Annotated in this window: 12 protein-coding genes; 6 read left to right on the forward strand and 6 right to left on the reverse strand. The window is 38.6% G+C overall.

Annotation, left to right across the window (positions count from 1 at the left end):
• From Q0110_RS08585 to Q0110_RS08610, 6 genes are all read right to left on the reverse strand, one after another.
• Window positions 1-2,202, reverse strand: coding sequence for a peptidase domain-containing ABC transporter (locus Q0110_RS08585; RefSeq protein WP_297905746.1), 2,202 nt, complete (start codon window positions 2,200-2,202; stop codon window positions 1-3).
• A gap of 10 nt (window positions 2,203-2,212) precedes the next feature.
• Window positions 2,213-2,932, reverse strand: coding sequence for a glycosyltransferase (locus Q0110_RS08590; RefSeq protein WP_297905747.1), 720 nt, complete (start codon window positions 2,930-2,932; stop codon window positions 2,213-2,215).
• A gap of 2 nt (window positions 2,933-2,934) precedes the next feature.
• Window positions 2,935-4,059, reverse strand: a complete 1,125-nt coding sequence (locus Q0110_RS08595; RefSeq protein ID WP_297905749.1) for a glycosyltransferase — start codon at window positions 4,057-4,059, stop codon at window positions 2,935-2,937.
• Between the two features lie 15 nt (window positions 4,060-4,074).
• Window positions 4,075-4,317 (reverse strand): hypothetical protein, encoded by a 243-nt coding sequence (locus Q0110_RS08600; RefSeq protein ID WP_297905751.1) that lies wholly within the window; start codon window positions 4,315-4,317, stop codon window positions 4,075-4,077.
• Between the two features lie 57 nt (window positions 4,318-4,374).
• Window positions 4,375-4,770 carry a DUF3244 domain-containing protein gene (locus Q0110_RS08605; RefSeq protein WP_297905753.1) on the reverse strand — a complete coding sequence of 132 codons (396 nt, stop codon included), beginning with the start codon at window positions 4,768-4,770 and terminating at the stop codon, window positions 4,375-4,377.
• Between the two features lie 162 nt (window positions 4,771-4,932).
• Window positions 4,933-6,927 (reverse strand): tetratricopeptide repeat protein, encoded by a 1,995-nt coding sequence (locus tag Q0110_RS08610; RefSeq protein WP_297905755.1) that lies wholly within the window; start codon window positions 6,925-6,927, stop codon window positions 4,933-4,935.
• Between the two features lie 636 nt (window positions 6,928-7,563).
• Between Q0110_RS08610 and Q0110_RS08615 the strand changes: the two genes are divergently transcribed.
• The 6 genes from Q0110_RS08615 to Q0110_RS08640 all read left to right on the forward strand — a co-directional run bounded on the left by Q0110_RS08615 (window position 7,564) and on the right by Q0110_RS08640 (window position 17,685).
• Window positions 7,564-8,109, forward strand: coding sequence for an RNA polymerase sigma-70 factor (locus tag Q0110_RS08615; RefSeq protein ID WP_297905757.1), 546 nt, complete (start codon window positions 7,564-7,566; stop codon window positions 8,107-8,109).
• A 75-nt stretch (window positions 8,110-8,184) separates the two neighbouring features.
• Window positions 8,185-9,114 (forward strand): FecR family protein, encoded by a 930-nt coding sequence (locus Q0110_RS08620; protein WP_297905759.1) that lies wholly within the window; start codon window positions 8,185-8,187, stop codon window positions 9,112-9,114.
• A gap of 162 nt (window positions 9,115-9,276) precedes the next feature.
• Entirely contained in the window at window positions 9,277-12,510 is a 3,234-nt protein-coding gene (locus Q0110_RS08625) for a TonB-dependent receptor (protein WP_297905761.1), read from the forward strand.
• Window positions 12,511-12,523: 13 nt separating this feature from the next.
• On the forward strand, window positions 12,524-14,137 hold the full coding sequence (locus Q0110_RS08630) for a RagB/SusD family nutrient uptake outer membrane protein (RefSeq protein WP_297905763.1): 1,614 nt from the start codon (window positions 12,524-12,526) through the stop codon (window positions 14,135-14,137).
• Window positions 14,138-14,199: 62 nt separating this feature from the next.
• A complete protein-coding gene (locus Q0110_RS08635) occupies window positions 14,200-15,747 on the forward strand; it encodes a glycosyl hydrolase family 65 protein (RefSeq protein ID WP_297905767.1) in 1,548 nt (515 codons plus the stop codon).
• A gap of 84 nt (window positions 15,748-15,831) precedes the next feature.
• On the forward strand, window positions 15,832-17,685 hold the full coding sequence (locus Q0110_RS08640; RefSeq protein WP_297905769.1) for a beta-L-arabinofuranosidase domain-containing protein: 1,854 nt from the start codon (window positions 15,832-15,834) through the stop codon (window positions 17,683-17,685).
• The last annotated feature ends 17 nt before the right edge of the window (window positions 17,686-17,702 follow it).

A 17,702-nucleotide genomic window follows, 5' to 3' on the forward strand; every position in this document is an offset into this window, starting at 1 on the left:
TTAATTACTTAATTCAAGTTGGTTTCTAACTAGCTGGTAATAATCTCCTTTTAAAGCGATCAACTCATCATGCGTCCCGTTTTCAATAATACGACCTTGTTTCAACACAACAATTTGATCCGCATTCCTAACGGTACTTAATCGGTGCGCTACAATAACAACCGTCTTCTTTTCAAAAAAACGATTTAGATTTTCCTGTATCGCTCGTTCATTATTTGTATCTAAAGCATTGGTTGCCTCATCGAAAAAGATAAAATCAGGATTTCGATAAATAGCCCGTGCAATCAAGATCCTTTGTTTTTGTCCTTGACTCAAACCTTGCCCAGTACTACCAATCCGACTATTGTATTTTAAAGGAAGCGACTCTATATATTCCCGGATATTAGCCATCTCTACCGCATAAAACAACCGTTCTTTATCAACCGTACCGTCTCCTTGAGCGATATTATTGGCAATCGTATCATTAAAGATATACCCTTCTTGCATGACTACTCCGCAATGCTTTCTCCATTCCTTAAAGCTGACACGACTTAATAAAGTGTTACCCAATAAAATAGCCCCTTCAGTTGGAGGATAAAAACCTAACATTAATTTAATTAAGGTAGTCTTTCCACTTCCACTTAATCCGACAATAGCCGTTGTTTTACCCGCAGGGATTTCCAAGGATAAATCTTGGATCACTCGTTTTGACTTTGTTGATCCATATGTAAACGAGATATGATCCAACCGAATGGACTGATCACCCGCTATTTCATTCTGGTATACCCGATCTTCCAGTTCTTCATCGTCTTTACCATGAATCTCGCCCAAGCGTTCTAAGCTGAGACGAGCATCTTGTGCTTGTTGCATAAAAGAAACTAATTGCTCAACAGGACCTTGCATTTGTCCGATTATGTATTGGATAGACAACATGGCTCCCAATGTAATTTGCCCATCCAATACCGCCGTAGCGGACATAACCGTGATCAATATATTTTTCACCTCATTTATTAAAACCGCACCAACTTGTTGCCACTGTCCCAGATTTAAGGAGTTAACACTGATATGAAATAAAGAAGCTTGAATACTTTCCCATTCCCAACGCTTTTGCTGCTCACACCCCAACAATTTAATATCCTGCATTCCATAGATCATTTGCATTAAATAATTTTGGTGTATAGACATTTGCTCAAAATTTTTCCGGTTTAAATCGGCCCTTCGTTTCATGAATAGTTTTACCCATAGAACATATAGCACACTCAGCCCAAGGAATAACAGAAAAATTCGCCAACTATAAATAGCTAAGACTCCTCCAAAGACAAACATCGTTAAGGTCGCAAACAAAATATTTAATACGGATTGAGTGAGAAAGGATTCTATCCGTTTATGATCTTCTATACGCCGGATTAAATCTCCTGCTAACTTACTATCAAAGAAGCGCATAGGCAAACGCATTAATTTAGCCAAGAAATCAGAAATTAAAGAAACATTGACCCTTGAACTGATATGTAACAAGATACAGCGACGGATCACTTCAATCAAGGTCCGGCTAAAAACCAAGACCAATTGAGCGATCAATACCAATTGGATAAAATCCAAATTTCGATGCCCTATACCTTGATCTACGATAGTCTGGGTCAAAAAGGGTAAAACCAGCTGCAAGATACTTCCCGCCAGCAAACCAAATAAAAGCTGAAATACTATTTTTTTATACGGGCGAACGTATTTCAGCAAATGCCAAAGCGATAAACGCTCATAAACAATCGGCTCGGTATCATAGAACTGCGGGGTAGGTTCTAATAACATGATAACCCCTTTCTCCAAACCACCTTGCCGGGTACTCACCCAGCAATTCTTGAATTCTGCCTCCTCGTATTTTATAAGTCCATAGGCCGGATCTGCGATGTGAAATATAAATCGTCCTTTCTTTTGGGTAATCTTATACAAGACCACAAAATGAGCTTGATTCCAATGCAATATACAAGGAAGTTTCGATTGTATCTTTAATTTATTAAGCGTAGTGCGCATTCCGGTTGCCCGAAAGCCTATACTTTCAGCGGCCTCACTTAATCCCAACAAATTTACCCCAGTCCGCAGTAAAAAAGAGCTATCCCTCAATTGTCGCACAGAAAAGTTTTTTCCATAATGTTTAGCGATCATACGCAAACAAGAAGGACCGCAATCCATAGCATCTAACTGCCGGTAAAAGGGAAATTTCTTCATATGGCTTCCTTTAATTAACTATTTTCTTTAACTGGCTTGCCCAACAAGTCGTAAAATAATGAATAGCCCAAGCCGATGCTTTCCTCAACTCATAATCATCCGGCCGTTTTCCTTGGAGCAGAGCCCTGCATTCCTGCGTAGAAAAAGGAGCCACCTTTTCATCTGACATCAGATGGATTTCACTCCGATAAGTAGACATTTCATACAGGTTCGACAGAAAAATCGGCCCCGTAGACAATACCACATAAGCTATCTTATCACGAGGCAATACCTCAGGTATAGGAACACTCATGACATGATCTATCAGTTCTCTCATAAAAGGATGCCCAGCTTTCACCGCCATCAAAGCATTCCCTATACAAATATCACGATGAGCGTACACCGCATGGGAAGAAGGCTCCAATCCCAAGCAACATGTATGATCTCCTAATAAAGAATCGAATGGTTTCCGACATTCATAATCACAATCTACGTAAAACCCACCCATCTTATATAAGATAAGGTAACGTATCACATCCCAACGTTGTACGTCATAAGGAAAACGCTTAAAAATCTCCTCATATTCGGGATAATAAGTATGTACAAAACAATCCATTCGTTCATCATCCCAAAGAATATACTCCCAATCCGGATGATACCGCCGCCAGGTATCAGCCAACTTTCTGAAAATGGCAGGATAAGGCTTAAATTTAGCAGACCAAATTTGATGTATGATTTTAGGTACTTCCATATTTATCTCTTTTTAAGGTTCTCACAATGGCAAAGCAATGAATCTATAGCCTGATTCATACTTGCGTTTTTACAAATAAATAATTCTCTCATTTCTATCAGTCTTTTTGATATAGATCGTTTATTATCAATTATTTGCTGGATTTTTTCATACATGGAATTTACTGTCACATTATGCATATTACCTCTTGCTCCCAGTTTATGATAAACGATACGAGCTGCATTACCACATTGGTCAAAATGAGTGGCTTGTGGATAGACAAGCATAGGCACACCCGCTAATACACATTCCGTTAAAGTATTCATCCCCCCATGAGTAATCACTAAATCGCAATAATGCAATACATCAGATTGATTCATCCACTTAAAAATTCGCATGTTTCGGGGTAAAGGCATCAAATCCAAAGCATGGATTTTGCCATTAATGGAAACTACTAGCTCATATTCCGGATGTCGCTCACAGAGCAGCCTTAGTATCTTATAGAAATGACGCACTTTTAAAGAGTCTGAAAATCCTTGATAAGTGCCCAAGGAACAATACAATATAATTTTTCCCTCTATTTTTCTTTTCTCAAGAAATGAATATAAAGATTGCCTTTGTCTCGGAGAGGTATATACATTCTTCACCTCACTCCAAAAAGGACCTACATTCTCAACCAATGAGTTAACTTCCCCCGGATAATCCAATGGAGTAGCGGCTAATACCAATTGCTTTACCGAAGTTGTTTTGTTTTTTTTCGATTTTAAAACCCATAAGAAATTGCACACAAAATCACTAAATCTTGAATTTGTCGGGATAAATCCCGAATCCAGTGGAGGTATGCCTTGCCGTTTTAATCCGGAAAGCGCAGACTCCACATAGATAAACGGGATTCGTAAATATTCATAGAACCCGGCACGGTCTCTCAAGACCTGATCCAACAAGACCAAATCAGGGAAACACTCTTTCAAGCCATCTGGATACCAAATCTTGCCAATCCCTTCTCGCTCTAGATAGCTTGAGAATATAGATCTTGAGGTATGGGTGTAAAACACCTTATGCCTCGCTTTTCTCAAGGCTACAGCCAAAGCCAAGGTCGGCTTTACATGGCCTGTTGCATTCAATATATCAAAAAGAAATACTGCCATATTTTTTATATTAAACTAAGCAATTGCCTCACAGCACATACGCACCTTACAGCTTTCGCAACGAATCTTACCGAATACATCCATAATGCTATCGCCCTCATAATAATAGGTCTCCCGGTACTCATCGTAGTTGATTTGTAACATTAACTCATTTCGCAGATAAGAAATATACTCGAAGAATGTACTACGAGACAACTCAACCTTCTTCGCAAATCTTTCCGGACTCCCTGTACGTTCTTTCTGTATCAGGAGATCCATATATAGCATCTTTTTTAGATCTACGTATTTCATGACAATGAAATATTAAAAGGGTTACTACTTAATCTCAAAATTCCCAGTCAAAAGATCTCCCCATTGATTGGTTAGATCTAAAGTACAAGCCCCCTTAGGAATACTTGATAAATCTATTGTAATCAGATAGGCCTCCGATGCCGGATACATCTTTTCGTAAGAAAATCCATCAGCTCCTGTAATATGAACCGTGATGTCTGAACGTCCGGTCGTACATTCGATGGTTAATAAGGTTCCATTGATAGAGGCTGTTACCGGAATTACAGTTATAATGGATCTTAACCCTTCTTTCCAGCCCTCTCCATCAAAGTCTATATCATCTCCCATCATCTTAGCAGACAAGTTCAATGCATAAATACAGGTCAACAGACTTACTAATAAAAAACTGATACACTTTTGTACTAATTTTAATCTTCTCATATCCATATTATTTTAAGGTTACTCTATTGCAAAAGTAGAGTAAATATCTGGATATGTCCTAAATTGAATCGGGACACTTTAAGGACATGATAATACCATCAAAACATTAATACACAAAAACTTATACTTATAACACCTTCGGTCATGCGGACACTCAAGCCTTTAGTAGTTTATAAGGAACACATCCAGCGTTATCTTAGCATCAAGGGATCCTTCTTTACTTTGATTTATACGTTCACGGATACGAGATTTCTTTTTGGTAACGGAAGGCCCGGAAATACAAAAGACATCCGCGATCTGAGAAGTGGTAAGGCCAGCTTTTATTAGGCAACAAACTTGAATATCCATTTCAGTCAAGGAAGGAAACTCTCCTCGCAAACGAGAATAGAAATTATTATGCAATACATTCAGATTCTCAAACAAAAGCGTCCAATCAATGGGTTGGCGAGGATTCTCCCGTAGCTTCTTAAAAAAATCAACATGCTTATTTATGTAATCGATCAAAAAAGCCTCCCGTCCTTTGAGATATAAATTTTGACCAGACAGTTTCTCTAACTTAATGACTCTATCATCATTTTGTTTTGCCATTTGAATATATTCATCAATCTTAGATTGGTATTTTCGATTTTTAGAGACTAAGAACTGAACATTATCCTTCAAATCATTGATTTGAATCTTTTTATCTTCCTGATCTTTAGATAGAGATTCTATCAAGTCTTGATTCTCTCGTATTTTCTCTTCATTTTGTTTTGCCAATTGAGTATATTCATTTATTTCATATTGGTGCTCTTGATTTTCGGCTTTTAAAAACTGGACATTAACCCACAAATCATTGATTAGATTTTTTTTATCTTCCTGATCTTTAGATAAAGATTCTATCAAATCCTGGTTTTCTCGTATTTTCTCTTCATTCTCATGCAAATTTGATAAGTATTCCTGAATCTCCTCCTCTGATTTCCTTAAGTTTCGTTCTTTCAGCCATAACTTACGTTGATAGCCAAAAGCGATCAGCCCAAGCAAAACAACCGTGATTATTCCACCCCAGAGGATCGATTTCTGCAACCGATCTTTTTCTAGCAAAAGGGTTTTCTTCTCATTTTCCAATTTCTCATTATCGTATTTCTCTTGCGCTTCCGCTATGGCCCGTGTACGATCGATATTATTTATAGAATCATTATAATGGCGGTATTGCTCAATATATGTAAAGGCGTCATCATATCGCAATTGTTTCTTTGCAATAAAATACAATGCCAGATTCACGGTACGGATTCTACCCATGTTTGAAGTGTTTAGTGACTTCTTAAAATAAACCTCCGCTGAATCAAGTTCTCCCATTTGATAGAAAACAGAAGCAATACCTAATCTTACAGTAGAAGAATTTATCGTATCTCCCAACTTTAAAGTTAAAGCCAAATCTTCTTTTTTACATTCTAATGCTTTCGTATAATTTTTTTCTAACCTATAAATTGTACCTAATTCTCCAATAGCCATTGCTTGCATCTTTAGGTCATCAATCAACACCCCATTCTCTAACGACCGCTCAAAATAGTAACGTGCACTATCCAATTGCTCACATTCTGCAAATGTCCGTCCCAACTCCGAATAAGCATGCGACCAATCATCTCTACGGGGAACTCGCGCGACATAATAAATGGCTTCCCGAAACAGTTCTAATGCCTGGTCATAAACTTTTTGCTCCCGATAGACACGTCCCAGCGTCTGGCAAATCAACGAGGCGAACAACGGATCATCAAAACTTCCTATCAAATCTCTCGCTCGCACATAGCAAGCAGTCGCCTCCTCCAACCGAGACAAATCCCTACATACCGCTCCTTTATAAAACCAAGCCTGCGCCTTCCTTCGCCCATCTACCCTCGGATCGAAATAACGAAGAGCGATATTGATCAACGAGTCTGAGGTATGTTTCTTATAATTCTTATCACACGCTTGCGTATAGAGCAAGCACCATGTGGCATCATTCAGCTTATCCGAAGGGGAGGGCTTAGGCATCTTTTCCAATAATGTCAATGCGCTATCCGGATGATCCCACATTATGGAGTCAATCATAGCCAGCTCGGGAGAAATCTCCTTGGCCTCTTGATGACAGGAGAAACCAAAAATAGCACATAATAGCATTAGAACAATTACGAATCTCATAATAGCAAACGTATGTTTCTTATAGGTTAATGAGTGGCAAGATACAAAGAAAAATCATACAATGGGGCTTATTGTCTATGTTTCTCCATTCACAATTCTTGCACTTTGACCTTTCTCAAAAACACGTACGTGAATTTTCAAAAACATGTACGTGTTTCCGGAAAAACATGTACGTGTTTGGAGTAAAACATGTACATGTTTATAAAAAGCTATTTATCAATGAATTGAATAAGCTGTTTTTAAATAAGACTTATTGTTAATTATCGAAATGTCAAATGAATAACTTACGGCTTGTCAAGCCACAAGCTTACGGCTGAGGGTAACCGTAAGCTTACGAGTTGGGGTATGAAATTAAGAAAGCCATACTTAACCTCCTCATTAGGGAAACCTAAGGTATATAACGCAAACTCCTTGTCATATCCCTTAATCGTTAATAACCACTCTCACGTAAACTCTCAAAACTCTGTATACCGATAGGTAAGCTTCGCATTCCTGTTTCCATAAAGCCTAATGATTTAATGCTTTTCACAAAGATATGCTTTCTTCACCGCTCAATCCGTTCTTAACATCTTTTTTAGTCCGAATCTGTTTTTCTATCTAAAAATTTCTACATTTGTCAATCAATCTACATTGAAAATGAAAGGAGTTGACTTCAATAGTATTTATGAACGAAATTACCGACGGTCATTTCTGTTTACAAAGTCATATGTACACGATGATATGGCAGCGGAGGATATCGTGGCAGAATCTCTTGTGAAATATTGGAGATTGTCTACATCCCAAAAGGCTGAGACTTCAGAGGCACTTCTTCTTACCATATTGAGAAATAAGGCTTTAGATTATTTACGCCATAAAGCAATCCATGAATCCGCAATTGAAAACATTACAGAACTTAATAACCGTGAACTAAACATTCGCATATCCACGCTTGAAGCATGTGATCCAGAACAAATATTCTCCCGAGAAATACAAATCATCATTCACAATACCTTAAAATCACTACCTGAGCAAACCCGTAGGGTATTCGAAATGAGTCGTTTTGAAAATAAAACCGTGAAAGAAATCGCAGAAGAAACCAATCTTACCGTAAAAGGAGTAGAGTACCACATAACCAAAGCATTAAAGGTATTACGAACCAATTTAAAAGATTACCTTCCTTTACTTTATTTTCTTTTTTCCTAATTTTTTTCATTTTCCCACTAGGGATCTATCGCATAGCATCGTTTTTATAATACAAAACGATATTGATAGATTTTCATGGAACAATTATTACAACGATATATTAGGGGTGAGGTTTCCGAAGAAGAGAGACTGAAAGTAGCGTCATGGCTAGATGAGAGCCCAGAGAATATGCGTGAATTTCTGGCTTTACGTAAGTTATATGATATCTCTCTTTGGCAGACAGATATGGACAAAAGGCTGTCTGTAAAAAGCCACTTCTCGCAATATAAAAGAATAGTTGTTGAGGTTGTAAAGATCGCCGCAATCCTTTTAATCGGTTTTTGGGGAAGCAAACAATTATTGACACTGCGCTCAGGCAAGTCACAAAAACACACCATTCATGTACCTGCCGGACAAAGAGTAGAGACAACCTTAGCCGATGGTACACATGTATGGCTAAATTCCCGTTCTACTTTAAAATTTCCCGAGCAATTCAGCACAAACTCCCGAAATGTGGAATTAGATGGTGAAGCTTACTTTTCCGTCCAGCACAATGAAAAAAGCCCATTTATCGTACAAACCCCTAAATATGCGATCCAAGTATTAGGGACAGAATTCAACGTGAAAGCTTATCACGATAGTCCTCTATTTGAGACAGCTCTTATAAAAGGAAGTGTAGAAATAAGCTCTCCGGAGCTATCACAAAATGTACGTCTAAAACCAGATGAGATCGCTATAGCCAATAACGGAAGGCTAGAAACGTCTCATATACAGAATTACAATTATTTTAAATGGAAAGAGGGGCTATTCTGCTTCGAAAACGAATCGATCCAAAGTTTAATTGACAAACTACAACTTTATTATGATGTCCGGATAGACGTACAATGCCCAGCTTTACTCCAGTATCGTTATTCCGGGAAATTCAGGATAAAAGATGGAATCGACCATGTACTAAAAGTACTCCAGTTAAAACACAAATTCACTTATACGAAAAATGAGGAAAAGAATCTGATTATAATAAAATAAAAACATTTATTCTCTACTTAAATCAATATGCCTATGAAACAAAAAAATCCGTTAAACTAATAGGTACAAAAAACCGGGAAATGTTGCAGCATCTCCCGGTATAGGTCAGTACCTCATTATCCTTAAATTATTTAGTACTAACATTAAAAACATCACAAATGTATGAAAAATAAAGTATTTCGAGTCATGAAGTTAACTTTAACAACGCTATTTATTTTCACTTCCGGGTTATTAGCTTCTGTTCGCTCACAAAATATGCGTGTTAACTTTACATTGAACAACGCTAAAACACACAATATCTTGGAAGAGATAGAAAAACAGACAGATTATCTTTTCATTTACAACGTTGATGAAGTTGATCTTAACCGAAGAGTCTCAATCACGGCCTCAAATCAAACCGTAGCGGAGATTTTATCTAATGTCTTCAAAAACACAGGTATTGTTTATGCGATGGAAGGTAACAATATCTTTCTGATGAAAAAAGAGGCAAATAAAGAATCATCCTCCCAGCAAAGTAAAAAAAGAATCACAGGAACCGTAATTGATAAAAACGGAGAGCCTATCATAGGAGCCAATGTGCTCATAAAAGGGACTTCTACCGGAACTATTACGGACTTTGATGGAAAATATACATTGGAAGTACCAGAAAAGGCCATTATTCAGATTTCATACATTGGGTATCTGAGTCAAGATGTCGTTGTAAACGATCAGAAAGAAATAACTGTTCGTTTGGTAGAAGACACACAAAGCTTGGATGAAGTTGTTGTTGTCGGTTATGGTACTCAAAAAAAAGGAGAGGTAGCGAGCGCCATTTCTTCTATCAAATCCGAAAATTTCATCAAAACACCGTCCACTGACCCTGCCCAACTTATTAAAGGACAAGTACCGGGCTTAAGTATCATCACGCCAGACGCAAATCCGACATCCACGTCCGAGATCTCTTTAAGAGGAATCACAACTTTAAAAGCCAGCGCAAGTCCACTTGTATTAATTGACGGTATTCCCGGCGATTTAAATTCAGTATCTCCCGATGATATCCAACAAATAGACGTATTAAAAGACGGTTCTGCCGCCGCGATCTATGGAACACGCGGAACAAATGGCGTAATCCTGATCACGACAAAAAATGCCCTAGGAGAAATGCCGACAGAAGTAGATGTAAACGCATACATATCTACACAACAAATAATAAAAAGACTTCCTTTCATGAACGCGGATGAATACCGCCAACGAGTAAAAGAAGGTGTAGCCGGAGCCCAAGACGATGGTTCTACAACGGATTGGCTAGACCAAGTAACCCGTACTCCATTTACTCAAATCTACAATATCAGCTTACGAGGGGGGAGCCGTACCACGAATTATGTCGCCAGCTTTGAATATAGAGGTCTAAACGGATTAATCAAGCGGACCAATAACCAAATGTATTATCCTCGTATTGAAATCACACATCGCATGTTTAATAACAAGTTAAAATTAAACGCTAGTTTAAGTGGATATAAACAAAGTTACTTCTCTGGTTCTGATGGAGGAAGCTATAACAGCGAGGTTTACAGAAATGCCTTGATATACAATCCGACAACACCAGTATATACCGCAGATGGGAAATATTCGGAAAGTACTAAAAACGAATACTATAATCCTGTAGCAATGTTAAATGAGGTTGAGGGAGAAAATCAAGCGACCAACTTAAGAATGTTCGGAAATATCACTTACACACCGATAGAAGGTTTGGATATTAAATATCTTGTTTCTTCCAACACATATAATCAAGCACGAGGGTATTACGAGACACAAAACCATAAATCAACCTGGCGGGATGGGAAAAATGGTTACGCATCTCGCGGAACAACACGAAAGACACAAGATTTATCCGAGCTAACAGTTCAATGGAGAAAAACATTATTTGAGGATCACTCTTTCACGTTATTAGCGGGTTATAGCTGGCAAAAAGATACGTACCAATATTATTATATGCAAAACTATGATTTCCCTTCTGATGATTATACATATAACAATATGGAGGCCGGACAAGCCTTGAAAGATGGGAAAGCCACGGAATATTCAGAAGCAAACGAAAGTAGGCTGATTGGTTATTTCGGTCGTTTAAACTATAGTTACAAAGGTAAATATATGCTAGCAGCCAGTATCCGTCATGAAGGATCCACTAAATTTGGCGCAGATCACAAATGGGGAAATTTCCCGTCTATATCCGGCGCATGGAATATTAAAGGTGAAAATTTCCTGAATGATGTAGATGAACTATCTGCTTTAAAATTACGTGCAGGTTTCGGTATAACCGGTACGGTTCCCGATGATCCCTATATGTCCTTGAATACACTAAACTTCGGTACATATGTATATTACAACGGACAATATATAAAAACCATCCGCCCAGATTCCAACGCTAATCCAGATTTACGATGGGAGAAAAAGAAGGAGGTTAACGTTGGTATAGATTTTGGTTTCCTTGATGATCGTATCAGTGGTAATATCGATTATTATAATCGTAAGACAGAGGATTTGCTATGGGACTATACCGTACCATCTCCTCCTTATCTATACTCTAGTATGGTGGCGAACGCAGGTTCGATGAGAAATTCAGGTATCGAGGTCGGTATAACCGCAATACCTGTACAAACCAAAGATTTTCAATGGACAACCTCGGCCAACTACTCAACAAATAAAAATAAGTTATTATCACTATCTAATGATCAGTTTATATCTAGTGGTTACTCAGATCAGGGATCCACAGGAGAACCATTACAAACCACTACACATCGTATTCAGGAAGGTGAACCAATAGGTAATTTCTGGGGATACAAAACAATTGACATTGACGATAACGGACATTGGATCATAGAGGGAGCGGATGGTAACCCCAAACCGATCTCCGAGCAACAGCCAACGGATAAACAGGTGATCGGTAACGGCCTACCTAAGCACTACCTAAATTGGAACAATTCTATCAGTTGGAAAGGCTTCGATTTTAGTGTAACCATGCGCGGAGCTTTCGGATTTGATATTTTAAATATGCCACGCTTACAATATGGGGCTCCTGTCATGCTAGCAAGAGGTAATGTACTAAATGAGGCATTCGATACAAAATTTGGTAAATCCCCTTTGGCGATAGATCAAGAACTTCAATATGTAAGCTACTACATCGAAAAAGGGAACTATTGGAAAATAGACAATATTACCCTTGGTTATACATTTAATTTCAACACATGGATTAAACGGTTAAGGATATATGGGACGGTCTCTAACTTAGCCACCATTACAGGATATTCCGGAATCGACCCCGAGGTCAGCTTAAGTGGTTTGGCCCCAGGCGTAGATAACAAAAACCGTTATCCGTCCACCCGAACTTACACATTAGGAGTTTCTGTTAAATTTTAAATCGTAATAAGCCATGAATACTTATATAAAAATTCTTTTAAGTACTTGTTGTTCTTTTAGTATACTTTCTTGCAGTAACAATTTGGATGAGACTGTATATTCGAAAGTAACAGAACAAACATACAATTATACAGTAGATGATTTTACTCCTTCTATAGCAAGTGTATATAGTTATTTACGTAGCCAATCAGATCATTGGGGATATTTTTGTGCACAAGAAGTAAGTGCGGATGCTATCGTTATGCCACCCAATGCCTCAGGCTGGGATGATGGAGGCGTATATCGCCGTATGCATTATCAAACCTGGAACTCAGAGCAAGATCATGTAAAAAATATATGGTCTTGGTTCTATCAAGGTGCTTTACTATGCAACAAAGTTATCGAACAGATTGAAACAGGAGTGATACCTACACCTTCCGACACAGAAAAAACACAAGGATTGGCAGAACTTCGGGCTATGAGGGCTTACTACTATTGGCAAATATGTGACAATTTCGGAGACGCTCCTCTCGTTACAACTACCGCTATGGATTTACCCGCCAAAAACACACGCAAAGAAATTTTCGACTTTGTCGAAAAAGAACTTACAGAGGTAATACCTAGCTTAAGCGAAGAAGTAGGAGGCAATTATTACGGGCGAATGACAAAATGGGCAGCCAAAGCACTATTAGCCAACTTATACCTAAACGCAGAAGTTTATGTAAATGAGGCACGCTGGAATGACTGTATAACCCAATGTGATGATATCATAAACAGCGGAAAGTTCACTCTAGCAGAAAATTACAAGGATCCTTTTAGGGCCCAAGGTGTCGAAAGCTGTAAAGAAATTATTTTCACTATCCCTTATGACGAGAATTTCGCTACGGGAAATAGTATATTTATGTTTTCTTGGCACGGCGAACTAAAAAAGAAATACAATACGATTGACACACCTTGGGGATGTGGATCCGCTATGGGAGTTACCCAATTTATAGACACTTACAATGAAAATGATTCACGTTTAACCGATACTTGGCTCATGGGACAACAATTTGCCGCTGATGGTACCCCCTTATATGGAACCTATGATAAAATGGGAGAACTCCTGATTTACACGAAGGATATCCCTAGCGGTAATTATACCAGCGAGTTAGAAGGTTACAGGATGAACAAATTCGAGGTAGCAGAAAACTCATATTCCAATTCAAGCACAGACATTCCGGTATTCAGATATGCGGAAATTCTGATGATGAAAGCAGAATGCTTATTACGTACGGGAAAATCCGGCGCTGGCACTTTGGTTACCCAGGTACGTCAACGGGCGTTTAAGGATAACCCTGAATTAGCGACAGTAACAGACTCTCAATTAGCGGAAAATACTTGCTATCAATATGGCTATGTGGAAGATTATAAAATCGTAGATAAAGGAAACACAGATCCGGTTCAATTTGGAAGAATGTATGATGAACTGGGCTGGGAATTTGCTTGGGAAATGCACCGCCGCAGAGATGCCATTCGTTTCGGTATATATACCACAAAAAGTTGGTTATCCCATAAGCCTGAGGGAGATTATCGTTCAGTGTTCCCTATTCCTGAAACTGTATTGACCTCAAATCCGAACCTGGAACAGAATCCTAATTACTTATAAACAAACTGATGTCCAATCTAGGTGTCCTTCTAAAGGAAGGACACCTACAATAAAATCATTATATGATCAAGAATCATACACACGTTTTCTATTTGCTTATTGGATTTTGTTTTTCTTTAAATATTCAAGGACAGGTTTTAGATCGTCATTTATCTGATTCATATGTAGATAAATTCAATCAGCAAGATGAGGAAATGTACATACAATCCATACCAAACAAACAAGCTAAAGATTTTCTCGCCGAAAATATCCCTTTTTTCGAATGTCCAGACAAAGACATCGAAGAGATTTATTATTTCCGATGGTGGACTTATAGAAAACACATAAAAGAGACTCCAGAGGGATTTATAATAACAGAATTTCTGCCTGAAGTCTCTTGGGCTGGAAAATATAACGGCATTTGTTGTCCGGCATGGTTTCATTTCAGGGAAGGAAGATGGCTACATAGACAACGTTACTTGAATGATTACGCTTATTACTGGTTAAGAGGAGGAGGTGATGTTCGATCGTATAGTTTTCCTGTAGCCAACGCAATCTACCAATATTTTTTGGTCACAGGGAATGACTCCATATTAAAAGACCTATATCCTGAGTTGGTCTCTAACTTCAACGGATGGGAAAAAGAAAAATTTAATTCCGAAACTGGTCTTTTCTGGCAAACAGACAATCGTGATGGCATGGAAATCTCTATCGGAGGAAATGGCTATAGAGCGACCATTAACTCTTATATGGCAGCAGAAGCAAATACTCTTGCTTGGGTAGCAAAGAAAAAGAATGATCCTCAAGGACCCTATTTCTGCGAGAAAGCCGAGACGATCCGTAACAGAATGTTCGATTTATTATGGGACGAACAGGCATCCTTTATGAAAGTGCTACCTATGGAGAGCAACGCGATATTACGTGATGTCAGGGAATTGCATGGTTATACGCCTTGGAGTTTTGATCTGGCAAGCCCTTCTTATGCTGTCGCATGGAAATTTCTAATGGACAAAAAACATTTTTTTGCTCCATATGGTCCTACAACCGCTGAACAGTGTCATCCAAAATTCAAGGTTGTCTATGAAGGACACGAATGCCAGTGGAATGGTCCATCTTGGCCTTTCGCCACAGCCATGACATTGACAGGATTAACGAATTTACTGAATGATCAAGAACAAAGCTATATAGCCAAAAATGATTTTTTGACATTACTGAAGATATATGCAAAAAGCCAACATCTTACATTAGATAATGGTAATGTTATTCCTTGGATCGACGAGAACCTAAATCCTTTTACGGGAGATTGGATATCCAGAACCATGTTGAAAAATCACCAACCTAAAGAGAGAGGCAGAAACTACAATCATTCCTCTTTTTGTGACTTGGTCATAAGTGGACTGGTAGGAATTCGTCCGCAAAACGAAGATGTTCTTATCGTCAATCCTTTGATACCAAATGGTATATGGGACTATTTTTGTCTAGATCATATAGTGTATCATCATAAAAAAATATGTATTCTATATGATAAAACAGGAAAAAAATATAATAAAGGAAAAGGATTCTTTATCTTCGTCGACGGAAAAAAAGTAGCATCAGCAGAATCATTGACAAAAATGGTTTGTAAACTTTAAATTTTTTATTATAAATCAGACCTATAACATCAATAGGTCTTCATATAAAACATTGATTAGATTATAACTTTAAATCTCAAAAAAATGAAACAGTTCGTATTATTATCTTTGACATGTCTAACATTATGGGGATGTAAACAATCACCCCATAAAGAAGCACCTTTCAAAATGATTGATCAGGTAGACTTCTCACAAGTTCATATACAAGATAATTTCTGGTCTCCCAGGTTAAAGAAACATATATCGGCCACTTTGCCTGTTTGTATTGATCAGATCGAGAATCAGACAGGGCGCATCCGCAATTTTGAAAACGCGGCAAAAAGAGAGGGGGAGCATTCTGGTATTTTCTTTGATGACTCCGATGTATACAAAGCGCTGGAAGGTATGGCATACAGTTTGATAAACAATCCAAATCCAGAGTTGGAGAAAAAAGCGGATGAATGGATCGATAAATTCGCAGCCGCCCAACTACCGGATGGATATATCAATACGTATTACACATTGACCGCTCCGGAAAAACGATGGACAAATATGGACAAGCATGAAATGTATTGTGCCGGACATATGATAGAGGCAGGAGTGGCCTATTATAAAGCTACCGGAAAACGGAAGCTACTAGATGTTTGTATACGAATGGCCGATCACATGATGAGTATCTTCGGACCGGGTAAAAGAGATTGGGTACCCGGACATGAAGAAATTGAGTTGGCCCTTGTCAAACTATATCAAACTACAGGTGAGGAAAAATACCTGGATTTCGCAGATTGGTTGATCGAGGAACGAGGACACGGGCATGGCTCGAAAGGCGGGGAAGGAGATTGGGACCCATTCTACTACCAAGATGACAAGCCAGTACGTGAGATGACAGATATCTCTGGTCACGCTGTTCGCTGCATGTACTTGTATTGCGGTATGGCAGATGTAGCCGCATTGAAGCAAGATTCCGGATATATCGCATCTTTGAATCGGTTATGGGATGATGTCGTACTCCGAAACATGTACGTTACCGGAGGTATTGGTTCCTCACGCCACAACGAAGGTTTTACGGAGGATTACGACCTGCCGAACCTAGACGCTTACTGTGAGACTTGCGCCTCGGTTGGAATGGTTCTATGGAATCAACGGATGAATCAATTCACCGGCGATTCCAAGTATATCGATGTCCTCGAACGATCCATGTATAATGGAGCATTGGCTGGCATATCGCTAGAGGGAGATCGTTTTTTCTATGTTAACCCCTTGGAATCTAAAGGAGACCATCATCGCCAAGCATGGTATGGTTGCGCTTGTTGCCCAAGCCAGATATCCCGTTTCCTCCCATCTATCGGTAACTATATTTACGGAACCTCGAATGAGGCGATTTGGGTGAATCTGTATATAGGAAATTCTACGGAAATAAATACGGATAAAACAAATGTCATGTTGAGGCAAGAGACCAATTATCCTTGGGATGGGAACGTGAAATTAACCGTAACGTCTTCTTCCCCATTGAAGAAAGAGATACGTTTACGTATCCCCGGTTGGTGTAAGCAGTATACTTTATCGGTAAACGGACAATCAACAAACGCCCCAGTCCAAAAAGGATACGCTGTCTTGAATAAAGAATGGAAAGATGGAGACGTAATCTCCTTATCAATGGAAATGCCAGTAGAATTGGTAACCGCAGATCCAAGGGTTAAGCAAAACGTAGGTAAACGTGCCATACAGAGAGGGCCTCTCGTATATTGTATGGAAGAGACGGATAACCCACAGGATTTTGATAATCTGAAAATTGCGACGAATACATCGTTTAATACTCAATTTAACCCGGAATTATTAAATGGAGTCATAACGATAAAGGCCATGACAAACGAACAACCTATCAACTTGATCCCTTATTACGCATGGGATAACCGGGATGCCGGGAAAATGAAAGTATGGATTGATTATAATGAATAAAATGAACTATTAAATTA

It is taken from the genome of uncultured Parabacteroides sp. (assembly GCF_947855115.1).
GTDB lineage: Bacteria > Bacteroidota > Bacteroidia > Bacteroidales > Tannerellaceae > Parabacteroides.

What these genes read in the sequence shown, in the direction of transcription:
- Q0110_RS08615 (WP_297905757.1), top strand. Translation starts at nt 7,564, where the DNA reads ATGAAAGGAGTTGACTTCAATAGTATTTATGAACGAAATTACCGACGG.
- Q0110_RS08630 (WP_297905763.1), top strand. Translation starts at nt 12,524, where the DNA reads ATGAATACTTATATAAAAATTCTTTTAAGTACTTGTTGTTCTTTTAGT.
- Q0110_RS08610 (WP_297905755.1), bottom strand. Translation starts at nt 6,927, where the DNA reads ATGAGATTCGTAATTGTTCTAATGCTATTATGTGCTATTTTTGGTTTC.
- Q0110_RS08585 (WP_297905746.1), bottom strand. Translation starts at nt 2,202, where the DNA reads ATGAAGAAATTTCCCTTTTACCGGCAGTTAGATGCTATGGATTGCGGT.
- Q0110_RS08625 (WP_297905761.1), top strand. Translation starts at nt 9,277, where the DNA reads ATGAAAAATAAAGTATTTCGAGTCATGAAGTTAACTTTAACAACGCTA.
- Q0110_RS08590 (WP_297905747.1), bottom strand. Translation starts at nt 2,932, where the DNA reads ATGGAAGTACCTAAAATCATACATCAAATTTGGTCTGCTAAATTTAAG.
- Q0110_RS08595 (WP_297905749.1), bottom strand. Translation starts at nt 4,059, where the DNA reads ATGGCAGTATTTCTTTTTGATATATTGAATGCAACAGGCCATGTAAAG.
- Q0110_RS08605 (WP_297905753.1), bottom strand. Translation starts at nt 4,770, where the DNA reads ATGAGAAGATTAAAATTAGTACAAAAGTGTATCAGTTTTTTATTAGTA.
- Q0110_RS08600 (WP_297905751.1), bottom strand. Translation starts at nt 4,317, where the DNA reads ATGGATCTCCTGATACAGAAAGAACGTACAGGGAGTCCGGAAAGATTT.
- Q0110_RS08635 (WP_297905767.1), top strand. Translation starts at nt 14,200, where the DNA reads ATGATCAAGAATCATACACACGTTTTCTATTTGCTTATTGGATTTTGT.
- Q0110_RS08640 (WP_297905769.1), top strand. Translation starts at nt 15,832, where the DNA reads ATGAAACAGTTCGTATTATTATCTTTGACATGTCTAACATTATGGGGA.
- Q0110_RS08620 (WP_297905759.1), top strand. Translation starts at nt 8,185, where the DNA reads ATGGAACAATTATTACAACGATATATTAGGGGTGAGGTTTCCGAAGAA.